This window comes from Streptomyces sp. NBC_00102 (genome assembly GCF_026343115.1).
GTDB lineage: Bacteria > Actinomycetota > Actinomycetes > Streptomycetales > Streptomycetaceae > Streptomyces.
This window is the reverse complement of record NZ_JAPEMC010000001.1, coordinates 5,887,975-5,902,625: the sequence shown is the minus strand read 5'-3', so window position 1 is coordinate 5,902,625 and position 14,651 is coordinate 5,887,975. Positions and strand designations below refer to the sequence as shown.

Below are 14,651 nucleotides of genomic sequence, written 5' to 3'. Positions count from 1 at the left end.
CGAGCGGGCGTCGGCGGCAGGAGCGGAGCCACCCGCTCCCACGGGCCATCCGGAACAAGATCTGGGCGCAAGGTCCACGCCTCAGGTCATTCTGACGACCGGCAAAATCGGTGGCCCCCCAGGTGACGGAGGGATTGACTGACCGTTGTGAACCTCGCACGCGCGGCCGAGCGGCTCGGGTTGGGACAGTTGCTGGAAGCACCGCTGCTCCTCAAGGACGACGAGCAGGGCCCGGTGTGGAAGGCCGCTACCGACTCCGGCTCGTGGGTGGTGAAGCTCAACCGGCCTTGGGGTGACTTCTGGCTGTCCATGGCCGCTCAGGCAGGGGCACTCGAAGTCGCCGCGTGGGAGACCGGTGTCGCGATGCCCGAGCCGCAGTCGACGACTCTGGCCGAAGCGGGGCTGTGGCGACCGGTCGGGGACGGTGTCTACGCCCGCGCGGTGCGTTTCATCGAGGGCTCGCATCCGACCGCACCGACGTCCGAAGCGTTGGCGGCGTGGGCCGGCGGGCTCGTCGCCGACCTCGCCCGGTGCGCGATTCCGGCCGATCCGGCCGTCGACGGCGACTACGGGTCGTACTCCCGCGGAGAGTGGGAGCAATGGTTCGCTCAGGCCGAACGTCTTGAGATCCTCAGCGCCGGGCAGATCCGCGTCCTCAGGCTGTCGGTGGCACAAGCCCAGGCCATGATCGAGGATCAGCAGGAGCTGTGGCGGTCGAAGTTGGTCATGCACCGCGACATCCGGCACCAGAACGTCCTGACCGGCTCCGGTGGTCCGGTGCTGTTGGACTTCGACTCCGCTGGGGCGCAGGAGCCGTGGTGGGAGCTCGTCTTCACCGCTTTCGGTCTTGCCGGCTTCGGCCGTGGGCCGGAAGTGCCCGAGCGCCGCATCGTCGAAGCGTGTCTCTCCGGATACGTCGCCGCGGGAGGGGCGGTCGGGGCGGTCGACGAATCCGCGTTCACCGGTATGTTCGCCGGACGCGTCGGAACGGCGGCCTGGCAGCTGTGGATGGCCTGTGGCCACCGAGGCGGGAGTCCGGAGTACCGGGCCGGTTTCGCCCGGACACTCAGGGAGTCGGTGGAGGCGATGGCCGTGATGCGCGGGGCCATGCGCACCTGGGCGACGTGGCTCGCCGCGTAGGCGCGGGACGCCGGACGCGGCGCCGCCGACAGCCGATCCCGTGGACGAGGTGCCCAGCAGGTGAACCGGGTGCCGGGTTCACGCGGCAGCCCCCTTCGGTTGCGGAGATTCGCCCCTTCCCGCCCAGAGGGCCCAGTCGCCGCTCCGGAACGATCAGCAGAGGGACGCCGCGACCGGCGTGAGCCGGGCCTCGCCGTCGGCCACTTCGTGCGCCACCGCCCGACGACCGGGACCGCACACGCGAAGATGCCCGGTCGCCCCCTCTGGAAAGGGCGGCCGGGCATCCGCGTGCGGGCCTCACGGCCGTTACGGGGCCGTGCGAACGGCGGTGATCAGGAGGCGGTGCAGACGCTCACCGTGGGGGCGGCGGTGTTGCCGTTCGCCTGGACGGTGAACCCGAAGCTGGTGGAGGCTCCGGCGGCGAGGCTGCCGTTGTAGCTCGGGGTGACCGTCATGACCTTGCCGGTGCTGTCCCAGGCGGTCGTGCCGTTCCAGACCCCGGTGGTCGTCTGGTTGGCGCCGAGGGTGACTTTGACGCTCCAGCCGGTGATCGCGGCGGAGCCCGCCTTGATGGTCACCTGGCCGTTGAACCCGCCCTGCCAGGTCTGCGTCGCCGTGTAGGTGGCGGTGCAGGTCTTCGTACCGGTGCCGGGGTCGGTGCCGCCGCCCGTGCCGGGGTCGGTGCCGCCGCCGGAGGAGCTCCCGCCGAGGGCCGTCAGGACCGCGGTGTAGGCGGCCTTCTTGCCGTAGTTGTCGTCGAAGAGCAGCGGGGTGCCGCTGGCGCGCCACGAGTACTTGTCCGGGATGCCCCAGACGGTGAGCCCGGTGCAGCGGGTGACGGCGAGGCAGGCCTTGACGACGTTGCCGTAGTTGGTGGCCTGGGCGGTGCCGGAACCCTCGATGTCCAGTTCGGTGATCTGCACATCGACGCCGAGGTCGGCGAAGCGCTGGAGGTTGGCCTGGTAGTCGGAGGGGACGGGCGAATTGCTGTTGAAGTGGCTCTGGAAGCCCACGCAGTCGATCGGGACGCCCCGCGCCTTGAAGTCCTTCACCATGTTGTAGACGGCGTTGGACTTCGCGTTCACGCCGTCGGTGTTGTAGTCGTTGTAGCAGAGCTTCGCGGCGGAATCGACGCTGCGGGCGGTCTTGAACGCCTCCTCGATGAAGCCGTCGCCCAGCTTGTCCTGGAAGGGCGAGGAGCGCCGTGCGCCGCTGCTGCCGTCCTGGAACGCCTCGTTGACCACGTCCCAGGCGTAGATCTTGCCCTTGTAGTGGGTCATCACCTGGGTGATGTGGTTGTTCATCGCGGTGCGCAGGTCGGTGGCGGCGAGGCCGCTCACCCAGCTCGGCAGCTGGGAGTGCCAGACCAGCGTGTGGCCCCGGACCTTCATGTTCTTGCTCTGGGCGTGGCTGACGATCTGGTCGGCGTTGCTGAAGTTGAAGGTGTTGCGGGTGCCTTCGACGGCGTCCCACTTCATCTCGTTCTCGGGGGTCACCGCGTTGAACTCGGTGTCGAGCGTGGTCGCGTAGCCCGATTCGCCGAGGTGGTTGGCGGCGACGGCCGTACCGAAGTAGCGGCCCGAGCCGGCGGCCGCGGCGCCGAGGGTGGATCCGGCGGCCTGCGCGCTGCCGGAGAGCGCGACGACTCCGGTGACGGAGACGAGGCCGGCCCCGCCGAGGGCCAGGGCCCTGCGGGCGAAGGTGCGCAGCGGGGAGCGGTGCCGCCCGCCCGCGTCGGACACGTTGATGGTCATGACTGCTTCTCTCTTCCGTGGTCGGACAGGGAGGAACTGACCGCCGGGGGGACGGCCACGATCAGGGGCATGCCCGAGTTGATCGCCATGCGCATGCCAAACTTGGGGTTCCGTGCCGCGCACCCGCGGGGCCGGGACGACACACGGCCGCCCCGGCCCGGGCCGTCCGGGTCAGTGCCGGCCGGTGCGGCGCGGGGCGGCGCGGAGGCCGTCGGCGAGCGCCGTGTACGCGGGCTTGCGGACGTAGTTCTCGTCCATGATGTTCGCCGCGCCCTGGCCGGAGAACGTGCCCGGCACCCAGGAGTACTTGTCACTGAAGCCCCAGACCGTGAAGGACTTGCAGCCCTTCACCAAGACGCAGGCGTCGAGCAGTCTGCGGTAGTCCTGGGCCTGGCGCGCCCGCTTGGTGTCGTCCGCGGGGAGCGTCATCCGCACGTCGATCTCGGTGAACGCGGTCTGCAGGCCGAGCGCGTCGAAGCGGGCCAGGTTGTCGCCGACGTCACCCGGGAAGCCGTACTGGATGTCCAAGTGCCCCTGGATCCCGAGACCCTGGACCGGTACGCCCTGCGCGCGGAGCTTCTTGGCCAGGTCGTAGTAAGCGGTGGACTTGGCGTTCACGCCCTCGACGTTGTAGTCGTTCATGAAGAGCTTCGCCTTGGGGTCGGCCGCGTGGGCCCACTTGAAGGCGTCGGCGATGTAGGACGGGCCGAGCTTCTGCAGCCACAGCGAGTCCCGGTAGGTGCCGTCCTCGTTGAAGACCTCGTTGACGACGTCCCACTGGTAGATCTCGCCCTTGAAGTGGCGGACCTCGTCGGTGATGTGCTTGCGCAGGATGCCCCGGAGCTCGTTCGCGTCGATCGAACCGTCCGCGACGCCCGAAGTGAGCCAGGCCGGCAGCTGGTTGTGCCAGACCAGCGTGTGGCCGCGCACCTCCTGGCCGTTCCTCTTCGCGAACTTGACCAACGTGTCCGCCTGCGACCAGTCGTAGGTGCCGCGGGCGGGCTCCACGACCTCCCACTTCATGACGTTCTCCGCGGTCACGGAACTGAACTCGGAGGCCACGTCGGCACGGTAGGGAGCGTCGGCGGCCAGCGCGCTCGTGTCGACGGCCGTGCCGATGAGCAGGTCCGGACGCTCGGCGAGGGTGCGCAGCGTCGCCTCGTGCCCGGCGTGACGTGCGGGGGCCGCCTGGGCGGCGGTGCCGAGGGTCAACGCGGCCACGGCACCCGTGGCGACGGCGAGGGCGAGTCGTCTGGACAGCATGGTGCAACTCCTCATAAGGGTGGGACTGGGGTGCGTCGCGCCGACCAGGGCCCCGGTCCGGCCCCGCCCTCCCGAAACTCTCTCGGCAAAAGACAGGTGCCGCTCCACCCCTTCGCCCGTTCGGGAGAGGGAGCGGTGGCCTGGACTTACCGGACGCTTCAGGTGGATAACTCCCCTACGGGTGAAGCCCTGAGCCGTTCGTCGGCGCTGAGACAGATCCTGGGGCATGTATCGCTGCCGAAACAATGGCGCGTCACAAACGAAACATTTTCGTTCGAGATCTCCCCGTCGAACGTGCGGGATTCGACGACTCCGCACCCCGGAATCCGGACACCTGCCGGACACTCCCGACGGCACGCGCACCCGAGCCCTCCACGCACGGAACCCCCAGACCGGCGGCGCACACGCCGTACGACCGCACGAGGGGCCGCGCCGGGCCGACGGACGGTCCCGCGGAGCGGGCCACCCCCTCGCCACCACCACCCGCCACGAACCTCATGGAACTTGGCCGCCATGGACCTCACGAACACCGGCCGCCAAGGACCTCACGAACACCGGCCGCCAAGGATCGCCGGATCAAACCTCTTTGTGATGTGTCTAACTCTCCTAATTTTACGGAGACTTGATCATTCCGTATCCACAGATGCCGTGCGGAATACCGGAGTTCGGTTCGTCCGCGTTGCGCCCGGTCGGTCCGCCATCCGGTTCGCCCCTCCCTGCACATCAGACCCAACAGACCTACACGGCACGGGAGATGGCGAATGGGTGGGGATCGCGGCGGAAGGCTCCGATGTGTCTGAACTTCACGTGAACCCCAGCGAAATGGCACGTGTGTGGATATCGTGCACAGGGCGATGGCGCATCCGTCGGTCCCGGGGATCGACGGATGCGCCGCGTTTTGGGGATGCAACTGTGACTGGGGGGTTCATGGGGCATGTCGAAACACCCGACTCTGACATATCCGGGCCCGTGGGACTGCGGCGTCCACCACGCCCAAGCTCCACGGCGCCCCGGAACCGCGCGACGGCTCTCGAACAGCTCTGGAGGGCCCCGACAGCACAGCGCGACCCGGCCGATCGCGTACTGCCCGGCCGGCGGCCGGTCTCCCGGGGGGCTTCTCTCGCGGTCCTGACCGAGACCGTGGGCATGGCCGTTCCCGCCTGGGCCGTCCTGGCCGCGCGGGAGCAGCCGGTGGCCCTGCCCACCGCGGTCGCCGCGGCCCTGGTGTGGGGCGGGGTACGGGCCGTGCGCGGGCGCCGGGCGGCCGGACCGCCGCGGAGCACCGCCGGGGCGGCGGGCGTCCTCGGGGACTGGCTGGTTTTCGTCGGCCTGCTCGCCGTCGCCTGGGCCATCGCCGGTGACGCCGTCGATCCGACGGCCGCTCTGGTGGCCGCCGTGCCCGGCGGGGCGGTGGCGGTGGCGGTGACTTCGGCCGTCCGGCGGCGGGCCCGTGCCACGCACCGCCGTCCGGCTCTGCGGGTACTCGTCGTCGGTGACGCGTCCGGCGTGGACACCGTGGCCGGCGCCCTCGGTTCCCGTGCGCAGAAGGAGGGTTACGCCGTCGTCGCGGCGGTCCCGGTGGGGTCCGCGGAGCCGCAGCACCAGTTGCCGCTGACCGGACGGCTCGGGGCCGACGGCACCGACGACGACGTGCCCACCGTGCTCGCGGGGGCGTACGCGTACGACGCGGACCTGGTCCTCGTCGCGCCCGGGCCGTTGCTCTGCGGCGACCGGCTGCGCCGGCTCGGCTGGGGGCTGCACGACGGCGGCGTCGCGCTCTGCGTGCTCTCCGCGCTGACCGGGATCACCACCGCCCGGGTGCGGCCCGCCACGGTCGCGGGGATGACCCTGCTGCACGTCACCCCGCCGCTGCGGCGGGGGCCGCAGTCGGCGGTGAAGGCGGTGCTGGACCGGTCGGGCGCACTGTTCGGGCTGGTGCTGCTGGCGCCCCTGCTGCTGGCGGTGGCCCTGGGTGTACGGCTCTCCTCGCGAGGCCCCGTCTTCCATCGGCAGATCCGGCACGGTCGGCACGACCGGCCGTTCACCATGTGGAAGTTCCGGACGATGGTGGTCGACGCCGAGTCCCGTAAGGCGGAGCTGAGCACGGCCAACGAAGGGGACGGGCCGCTGTTCAAGATGCGCCGCGACCCCCGGGTGACCGGGATCGGCAGGACGCTGCGGCGGACATCGATCGATGAACTCCCGCAGCTGTACAACGTGTTGCGAGGTGACATGTCCCTGGTAGGTCCGCGTCCTCCGCTCCCCGAGGAAGCCGCCGAGTACGACGACCGCGAGCGAAGACGGCTCGCCGTGAAACCGGGTCTCACCGGCCTCTGGCAGGTCAGCGGCCGGTCCGACCTCTCCTGGAAGGAGTCGGTCTCGCTGGACCTCTGGTACGTCGACAACTGGTCGGTCTCCACCGACATGGAGCTGCTGGCCCGTACCGTGCGCGCGGTCACCGACGGCCGCGGCGCGTACTGAGGGGGCGGAGTGGAGACGATGCGAGCAGTCCCGGTGCCCCGCGCACGGCGGGGCACCGGACCGTACGGCTCACCCGAGGCCGGAGTCCCGGTCCCGCCACCAGGCGTAGGTTCCGGCGATCCCGTCCCGGAGCGAGATCTTGGGCGCGAAGCCGAGAGCCGTCAGGCGCTCCACGTCCAGCAGCTTGCGCGGGGTGCCGTCCGGCTTCGACACGTCCCAGTCGATGCGCCCCTGATACGCGATCACCTCCTGTACGGTTTCGGCGAGTTCGCGGATGGTGAGGTCGTCCCCGCAGCCGACGTTGACCGGGTCGTCACCGTCGTACGAGGCCAGCAGGAGGGCGCAGGCCGCGGCCAGGTCGTCGACGTGCAGGAACTCGCGGCGGGGGGTGCCGGAGCCCCAGAGGGTGACGGTGGGCGCCCCGTCGCGCTTCGCCTCGTGGAAGCGGCGGATGAGCGCGGGCAGGACGTGCGAGGTCGCCAGGTCGAAGTTGTCCCCGGGGCCGTAGAGATTGGTCGGCATGGCGCTGATGTACGAGGCGCCGTACTGCCTGCGGTACGACTGGACCTGCACGATTCCGGCGATCTTGGCCAGCGCGTACGCCTCGTTGGTCGGCTCCAGAGGGCCGGTGAGCAGCGCGTCCTCGCTGATCGGCTGGGGGGCGTGCTTGGGGTAGATGCAGGAGGAGCCGAGGAAGAGGAGCCGCTCGGTGCCGGCCGCGTGGGCGCCGGCGATCACGCTCAGCTGGATGCGGAGGTTGTCCTCCAGGAACTGCACCGGCCAGGTGCTGTTCGCCATGATTCCGCCCACCTTGGCGGCGGCCAGGACGACGGCGTCCGGCCGGACGTCCCGCAGGTACGCCTCGGTCCGCGCACCGTCGCGCAGATCGAGAAGGTCACGGTCACGGGTGAGCACCTCGTGGCCGTCGGCGGTGAGGCGGCGGGCCACCGCCGAGCCGACCAGTCCGCGGTGACCCGCCACGAATATGCGAGCGCCGGGGCGCAGTAGAGAGCGATCGGATTCCTGGGGAGGGCCGGGGAGATCAGTCGTCATGGCTCGGATTGTGCCAGCAGACACGCGACACTGTGGCCTTTTCACCGCAAACCGCTCATTCTATTCAATTCCGGTGTCATACAACGCCGTTCAGGCGACCACAGAAGGGGGGAGTCATGGCCAAGACCGCACTCATCACCGGCGTGACCGGGCAGGACGGCTCGTACCTGTCGGAGCTGCTGCTCGACAAGGGGTACACGGTCCACGGGCTCATACGCCGTTCGTCGAGCTTCAACACCGAGCGCATCGATCACATCTACCAGGGGCCGGAGGAAGCCGACCGTTCCTTCGTGCTGCACCACGCGGATCTCGCGGACGGTGTGGCCCTGGTGAACCTGCTGCGCGAGATCCAGCCCGACGAGGTCTACAACCTCGGCGCCCAGTCGCACGTCCGGGTCTCCTTCGACGCGCCCCTCTACACCGGGGACGTCACCGGACTCGGTTCGATCCGGCTGCTGGAGGCGATTCGCGCCAGCGGCATCGACACCCGGGTCTACCAGGCGTCGTCCTCGGAGATGTTCGGCTCCACCCCGCCCCCGCAGAACGAGGCGACGCCGTTCCACCCGCGCAGCCCGTACAGCGTGGCGAAGGTGTACGCGTACTGGGCCACGGTCAACTACCGTGAGGCCTACGGGATGTTCGCCGTGAACGGCATTCTCTTCAACCACGAGTCCCCGCGCCGGGGGGAGACCTTCGTGACCCGCAAGATCACCCGGGGAGTGGCCCGCATCAAGGCCGGACTCCAGGACCGGCTGCACCTGGGGAACCTGGACGCGGTACGCGACTGGGGCTACGCCCCCGAGTACGTGGACGCGATGTGGCGGATGCTCCAGCGCGACACCCCGGACGACTACGTGGTGGCGACCGGTGAGGGGGTCAGCGTCCGGCAGTTCCTGGAACACTCCTTCGCCCATGCCGGTCTGGACTGGCGTGAACACGTGCGGTACGACCCGAAGTACGAACGCCCCAGCGAGGTCGACGCGTTGATCGGTGACGCCTCCAAGGCGGAGGAGCTGCTCGGCTGGAAGCCGGAGGTCCGGTCGATGGAGCTGGCCCGCATCATGGTCGACGCGGACGTCCGGCTGCTGGAGGCGCAGCTCAGCGGCGCGGCCGTGCGGGTGGACCGGTGAGCGCGCCACGCCGCCCGGGCGCCCGGGTGCGGCGGGGAGGCGTGTGCGCGACGGTGCTGGCGCTGGCGGCGGGGGTGCTCACCGCCTCGGCCACGGGCACTCCCCCGGCGGCCGCGCTGACCGCTCCGGTCGGGTTCACCGCCGACAATCTCTCCACCTATCAGACCAACGGCATCGTCTGGGCGCTGGCGGAGGCGAACGGGGTCGTGTACGCCGGTGGCACCTTCTCCCAGATCCGCCCCGCCGGGGTGGCGGCGGGCGGAACGGGCTCGGCGGCGGCGGTGAACTTCGCGGCGTTCAACGCCGCGACCGGCGCCCCGGCGGGCTGCTCGCTCTTCTTCACCCGCAGCAGCGGCACGGCCACGGTGCGGGCGTTCGCGCTCTCGCCGGACAAGTCGACGCTCTACGCGGGCGGTTACTTCAGCTCGGTCAACGGCACGGCGGTCAACGACCTGGTCGCCATCAACACCGCAACCTGCAGCGTGCGTTCGGGGTTCGCCCCGAACTTTTCCGCGACCGTAAGGGCGTTGGACGTGGCGGCGGACGGCACGGTGTACGCGGGCGGGGACTTCCAGACGTTGAACGGGAGCGCCCGTCGGTTCTTCGGTGCGGTGACCCCGGCCGGTGCGCTGACGGCGTGGAATCCGGACGCGGACGATCCGGGTCGGGCCCTGAAGGTCACTCCGGACGGTGCGTCGGTGCTGATCGGCGGTGACTTCACCACGGTGGGCGGCACCGGGACGCACGCCCTCGCGGTGACGGACGCGGCCTCCGGCGCGCTCGTCCACACCTATCCGAACGGCTTCGTCCCGTCGACCGCGGTCATCAAGGACATCGTCACGGACCAGGCTTCGGGCGGCTGGTACGTCGCGGGCGAGGGCATGGGGGGCAACTCCTTCGACGGGCGCCTCGCCATGGAGCTGGACGGGTTCGGGCAGCGCTGGCGCGACACCTGCCAGGGCGCCACCCAGGCGCTCCGCGTCTACCGGGGCGTGCTGTACGCGGGCAGCCATGTGCACGACTGCTCCACCATGGGCGAGTTCCCGAACCAGGTGCGCAAGCATCTGTCCGCCCAGTCGGTGGACGACCCGGCCATGCTGGGGTGGCTGCCGGACACCAACGACGGCATCGGCGAGCCGGTCGGGCCGCGCGCGCTGACCGTGTCGAGCCGGGACGGGCGCGACTTCCTCTGGGTGGGCGGCGAGTTCACCACCGTCAACGGCTCGTCCCAGCAGGGTCTGACCCGGTTCGCCAACACGCCGGACACGGGTGCGCCCGCCGTACCGGTGGTGAGCGTCTCCTCTCCGCGGACCGGGCAGGTGAAGGTGGCCTGGCGGTCCTCGCTGGACCTGGACGACTCCTCGCTCACCTACCGGGTCTACCGCGACGGCGCGTCGGCCCCGGTGTACACCGCCACGGGTTCCTCGCTGTTCTTCAGCCGTCCGCAGCTGACCTTCACCGACACGGACGTGGTGGCCGGGCGGACGTACTCCTACCGGGTCAGCGCGAGCGACGGCACCAACACCAGCGCCCAGTCCGCCGCCGCCTCCGTCACCGCGGCCTCCTCGGCCTCCGCGTACCAGGAACGCGTCCTGACGGACGGCGCCGGACTGTACTGGCGGTACGACGAGGCGGGCGGGGCGTTCGCGGCCGACGCCTCGGACGGACTCGACGGGGGCGTGTACGTCAACGCGCCGACGTACCGGGCGGCCGGGGCGGTGCCGGGTTCGACCGCACTGAGCCTGAACGGCACGGACGAGTACGTCTACAGCGACCGGCTGCACCACCTGACCTCGCCGTCGCCCTACTCGGTCGAGACCTGGTTCCGTACGACGTCGACGACCGGGGGCCGGATCATCGGTTTCGGCAACAACATCGGCGTCGACACCGGGCACACCAGCACCATCTCCGACAAGATCGTCTATCTGACGGACAACGGCCGGCTCGCCTTCGGGGTGCAGACCGGCAGCAGCAGCACCCGGCCGACCATCACCACCACCGGCAGCTTCAACGACGGCGCCTGGCACCACGTGGTCGCCACCCAGGGCCCGGCGGGCATGGTGCTGTACGTGGACGGCGCGGTGGCCGGCACCAACGCGGCGACCGGGAACCGTTCGTACGACGGGTACTGGCGGGTCGGCGGCGACACGATGAACGCCGCCTGGCCGAACCGTCCGACCAGCAACTACCTCGCCGGGCAGGTGGACGAGACCGCCGTCTACCCGACCGCCCTCACGGCGGCGCAGGTCGCCGAGCACTACGCCCTCGCGGACGCGCCACCCGTTCCCGGCGACGGAGGCGGCGGCGACGGGGGCGGGGGCGAGGACACCACGGTCACGCTCACTCCGGTGGAGGACGCGTACGTCAACAGCGTCGCCCCGAACACGAACTACAACGACAACCAGCTGGCGTCGCGCGGCACCACCGCGTACCTCGGCTATCTCCGCTACGACCTGCCGTCGGCCCCCGCCGGACAGGTGCTCAAGGGCGCCCGGATCGACTTCCGCACCTCCTCGGACTCGACGGCGGGTTCCGCCGAGAACCACCGGGTGGTACCGGTCACCGGTGCCTGGACCGAATCGACGGTCACCTACAACACCCGGCCGTCGCTCGGTGCGACCGTGCTGGGGACCATCACCGGCGCGACGGCGGTATCCACCGACTACTCGGTGGCGCTCGACGCGTCGGCCCTGAGCGGGGCCCTCGGCTCCGCGACCTCGCTCGCTCTGACCAACACGGGTACGGACAGTCTCCGTATCTGGTCGAGCGAGATCTCCACCGCGGCCTACCGGCCGCAGCTCGTTCTCACCTTCGGAGCTGAATGATGAACGGACGTACGGGGCGGAGATCCGCCGGACGCGGGCGCGGACGCGCCGCTGCCGCGGCTCTCGGCCTGCTGGCCGGAGCCCTGACCGCCACCGCGGTCGGGACTTCCCCGGCGGCTTCGCTGACGCCGCCGGTGTCGATCACCGCCGACGATCTCTCCACCTGGCAGACCAACGGCATCGTCTGGTCGATGGCCGCGAACAACGGCGTGGTCTACGCCGGCGGCACCTTCTCCACCGTGCGTCCGCCGGACGCCGCCGCCGGCACCTCGGAGACCCCCGCGGTCAACTTCGCCGCGTTCGACGCGGCGACCGGCGCACCGACCGGCTGCTCCCTGTCGTTCACGCTCTCCTCGGGCACCGCGACGGTCCGCGCTCTCACTCTCTCGCCGGACGGGTCGACGCTCTACGCGGGCGGTCAGTTCGGGGCGGTGAACGGGGTCGGGGTCAGCAACATCGCGGCGATCGACACGGCGACCTGCACCCCGCGCGAGGACTTCAAGATCGCCGTCTCCGCGACCGTCCGGGCCATCGACGTCACCGCCGACACGGTGTACCTCGGCGGCGACTTCAACAGCGTCGGTGGCCAGACCCGCCAGAAGTTCGCCGCCGTCACCACCGGCGCCGACCTGCTGCCCTTCACGGCCAACGCCGACGAGGTGGCCCGCGCGCTCGAAGTGACCCCGGACGGGCAGCACGTGGTGCTCGGCGGCGACTTCCTCACCGTCAACGGCACCTCCTCGCACGCGCTGGCGGTGGTGGACGCGACGACCGGAGCCCTGACGACCGCCTACCCCGGCTTCATCCCGGCCACCTCCACGGTCCAGGACATCACCAGCGACGCCACCGGCTTCTACACCGCCAACGAGGGTACCGGCGGCGGGGTGTTCGACGGGCGTATCGCTGTGGACCTGGACGACTTCCAGCAGCGCTGGCGGGACACCTGCCTGGGAGCCACCCAGGCCGTGCTGGTCCACGCGGGCGTGCTCTACAGCGGGAGCCACGCCCACGACTGCTCCAGCATGGGCGAGTTCCCCGACCAGCCGCGCAAGCACCTGCTGGCCCAGTCGGTGGACGACCCGAAGCTGCTGCCGTGGGCCCCGGACACCAACGACGGCATCGGTGAGCCGGTCGGCCCCCGGGTCATGACGCAGGCGGACAGCGGCGGGCACCACTACCTGTGGGTCGGCGGCGAGTTCACCACCGTCAACGCGGCGGCCCAGCAGGGGCTGACCCGGTTCGCGGACGGGCCCGACACGGGGGCCCCCTGGGTGCCCAACGTCCAGCTCTCCACCGTCCGGCCGGGGCAGATCGACGTCAACTGGCAGACCAGTTCGGACACCGACGACGGCCTGCTGACCTACCGGATCTACAAGGACGGCGCCACCACCCCGGTGTACACCACGACGGCGGACTCCATCTTCTGGGACCGGCCGCAACTGCGCTGGACCGACACCGCGGTCGCCGCCGGGGAGACCCACTCGTACCGGATCACCGCGAGCGACGGCACCAACACGAGCGCCAAATCCCCCGCCCTGTCGGCCACCGTGGCCTCGGCGGCGGAGGCGTACCCGGCGAAGGTGCTGGCCGACGGCGCCTCGCTCTACTGGCGTTACGACGAGGGTACTTCGACCTTCGCGGCGGACACCGGGACCGGTCTGGACAACGGATTCCTGCGCAACGCCCCGTCCTACCGGCAGACCCCGGCAGCGGTCGCGGGAGCGTCCACCGCCATCGGGTTCAACGGCACCGACGAGTACGCGTACAGCAACCGCCGGCACGCCCAGCCCAGTGCCTTCTCCGTCGAGACCTGGTTCAAGACGACCACGACGAAGGGCGGCAAGCTCATCGGCTTCGGCAACCTGACGATGCAGAACAGCACCAACTACGACAAGCACGTCTACATGACGAACGACGGGAAGCTGGTCTTCGGCGTCCACGACGGCTCCACCCGCGTCGTCACCACCCCGACCGCCTGGAACAACGGGGTGTGGCACCACGTCGTCGCCACCCAGGGCGCAGGCGGCGTCGCGCTCTACGTGGACGGGGTGCTGCGCGCCTCCAACACCTCGTACAAGACCAACCAGAGCTATTCCGGGTACTGGAGGGTCGGCGGTGACACACTCAACGGCTGGCCGTCCGCCCCGACCAGCACCTTCTTCGCCGGTCAGCTCGACGAGACCGCCGTCTACCCGACCGCGCTGAGCGCCGCGCAGGTCGCCGCGCACTACGCCCTCAGGACGGGCTGATGAGGAACCCGCTCCTGGCCGGCGCCGCCGTCGTCTTCCTGACGGCGGCGCTGGCCGCGTGCGGCTCGTCCCACGACGGGGACGGCCCCAAGGCTGCGGACGCGCCGCGTTCCGCTGCCCCCGGGCCCTCCGTCGCGGGACCCTCCGCCGCAGCACCGACCGACGGTGCGGAAGCCGGGGCGTCCGGAGCGTCCGGTGGCTCCGGGGCTTCCGGGGCTTCCGGGGCCGACGCCGCACCCGCGACGGCCGACACCGGGCCCAAGGTCCCCACCGACGAACTCACGCCCGCCACCGGCACGTTCACCAAGAAGGAGAAGGAGTACCTCACCGACCGGGTGCCCCGGGGCATGGACCCGGCCGCCGTCCTCCAGGCGGGCCAGGAGACCTGCGACAAGCTCGACTTCCTGGTCAAGGCGGACCGCCGGATCGCCGTCGGCTCCATCGTCACCGGCGAAGTACCCGACGCCGCACCCGCGGTGGCCCATCTCTGCACCGACCATCAGGACCTCGTGGACGAGGCCGCGCTCGGCTACGCGGACGGTACCCACACCGGGAAGGAACTGCGCCCCGGCGCCTACCGGTCGGTCTCCCCCACCACCGCCTGCACCTGGCGGGCCGAGGGAGCCGGGGGCAAGGTCCTCGACCAGGGGTCTTCCGCGAGCGGTCAACCGGTGCGGATCACCCTCCCCGCGGCCGCCCGCACCTTCACCTCCACAGGCTGCTACGCCTGGCTGCCCGAAGGAGAAAAGAGTTGAG

9 protein-coding genes are annotated in these 14,651 nt (G+C 70.7%); 6 read left to right on the top strand and 3 right to left on the bottom strand.

Annotated elements, in window-relative coordinates:
* Positions 1–147 precede the first annotated feature (147 nt).
* Positions 148–1,140, top strand: coding sequence for an aminoglycoside phosphotransferase family protein (locus tag OHA55_RS26150; protein ID WP_266710099.1), 993 nt, complete (start codon positions 148–150; stop codon positions 1,138–1,140).
* Between the two features lie 332 nt (positions 1,141–1,472).
* Here OHA55_RS26150 and OHA55_RS26145 read toward each other — a convergent pair whose 3' ends face one another.
* Both OHA55_RS26145 and OHA55_RS26140 read right to left on the bottom strand, forming a co-directional pair.
* Positions 1,473–2,894, bottom strand: coding sequence for an endo-1,4-beta-xylanase (locus tag OHA55_RS26145; protein WP_266710098.1), 1,422 nt, complete (start codon positions 2,892–2,894; stop codon positions 1,473–1,475).
* Between the two features lie 171 nt (positions 2,895–3,065).
* On the bottom strand, positions 3,066–4,157 hold the full coding sequence (locus OHA55_RS26140) for an endo-1,4-beta-xylanase (RefSeq protein WP_266710097.1): 1,092 nt from the start codon (positions 4,155–4,157) through the stop codon (positions 3,066–3,068).
* Positions 4,158–5,084: 927 nt separating this feature from the next.
* On the opposite strand from OHA55_RS26140, the gene OHA55_RS26135 reads away from it, so the two are divergent.
* On the top strand, positions 5,085–6,638 hold the full coding sequence (locus OHA55_RS26135; RefSeq protein WP_266710096.1) for a sugar transferase: 1,554 nt from the start codon (positions 5,085–5,087) through the stop codon (positions 6,636–6,638).
* 69 nt (positions 6,639–6,707) lie between these two features.
* Here the strand turns inward: OHA55_RS26135 and OHA55_RS26130 are convergent, their stop codons facing one another.
* On the bottom strand, positions 6,708–7,691 hold the full coding sequence (locus OHA55_RS26130) for a GDP-L-fucose synthase (RefSeq protein ID WP_266710095.1): 984 nt from the start codon (positions 7,689–7,691) through the stop codon (positions 6,708–6,710).
* A gap of 116 nt (positions 7,692–7,807) precedes the next feature.
* Here OHA55_RS26130 and gmd point away from each other — a divergent pair, with 116 nt between their 5' ends.
* From gmd to OHA55_RS26110, 4 genes are read left to right on the top strand one after another with little or no spacing between them, the layout of a single operon-like run.
* A complete protein-coding gene (gmd, locus tag OHA55_RS26125) occupies positions 7,808–8,821 on the top strand; it encodes a GDP-mannose 4,6-dehydratase (protein WP_266710094.1) in 1,014 nt (337 codons plus the stop codon).
* Complete coding sequence (locus tag OHA55_RS26120; protein ID WP_266710093.1) at positions 8,818–11,646, top strand: LamG-like jellyroll fold domain-containing protein; 2,829 nt, start codon at positions 8,818–8,820, stop codon at positions 11,644–11,646. The genes gmd and OHA55_RS26120 overlap by 4 nt, the downstream gene beginning before the upstream one ends.
* On the top strand, positions 11,643–13,895 hold the full coding sequence (locus tag OHA55_RS26115) for a LamG domain-containing protein (RefSeq protein WP_266710092.1): 2,253 nt from the start codon (positions 11,643–11,645) through the stop codon (positions 13,893–13,895). The genes OHA55_RS26120 and OHA55_RS26115 overlap by 4 nt, the downstream gene beginning before the upstream one ends.
* Positions 13,895–14,650, top strand: a complete 756-nt coding sequence (locus OHA55_RS26110) for a hypothetical protein (protein WP_266710091.1) — start codon at positions 13,895–13,897, stop codon at positions 14,648–14,650. The genes OHA55_RS26115 and OHA55_RS26110 overlap by 1 nt, the downstream gene beginning before the upstream one ends.
* Position 14,651 lies beyond the last annotated feature (1 nt).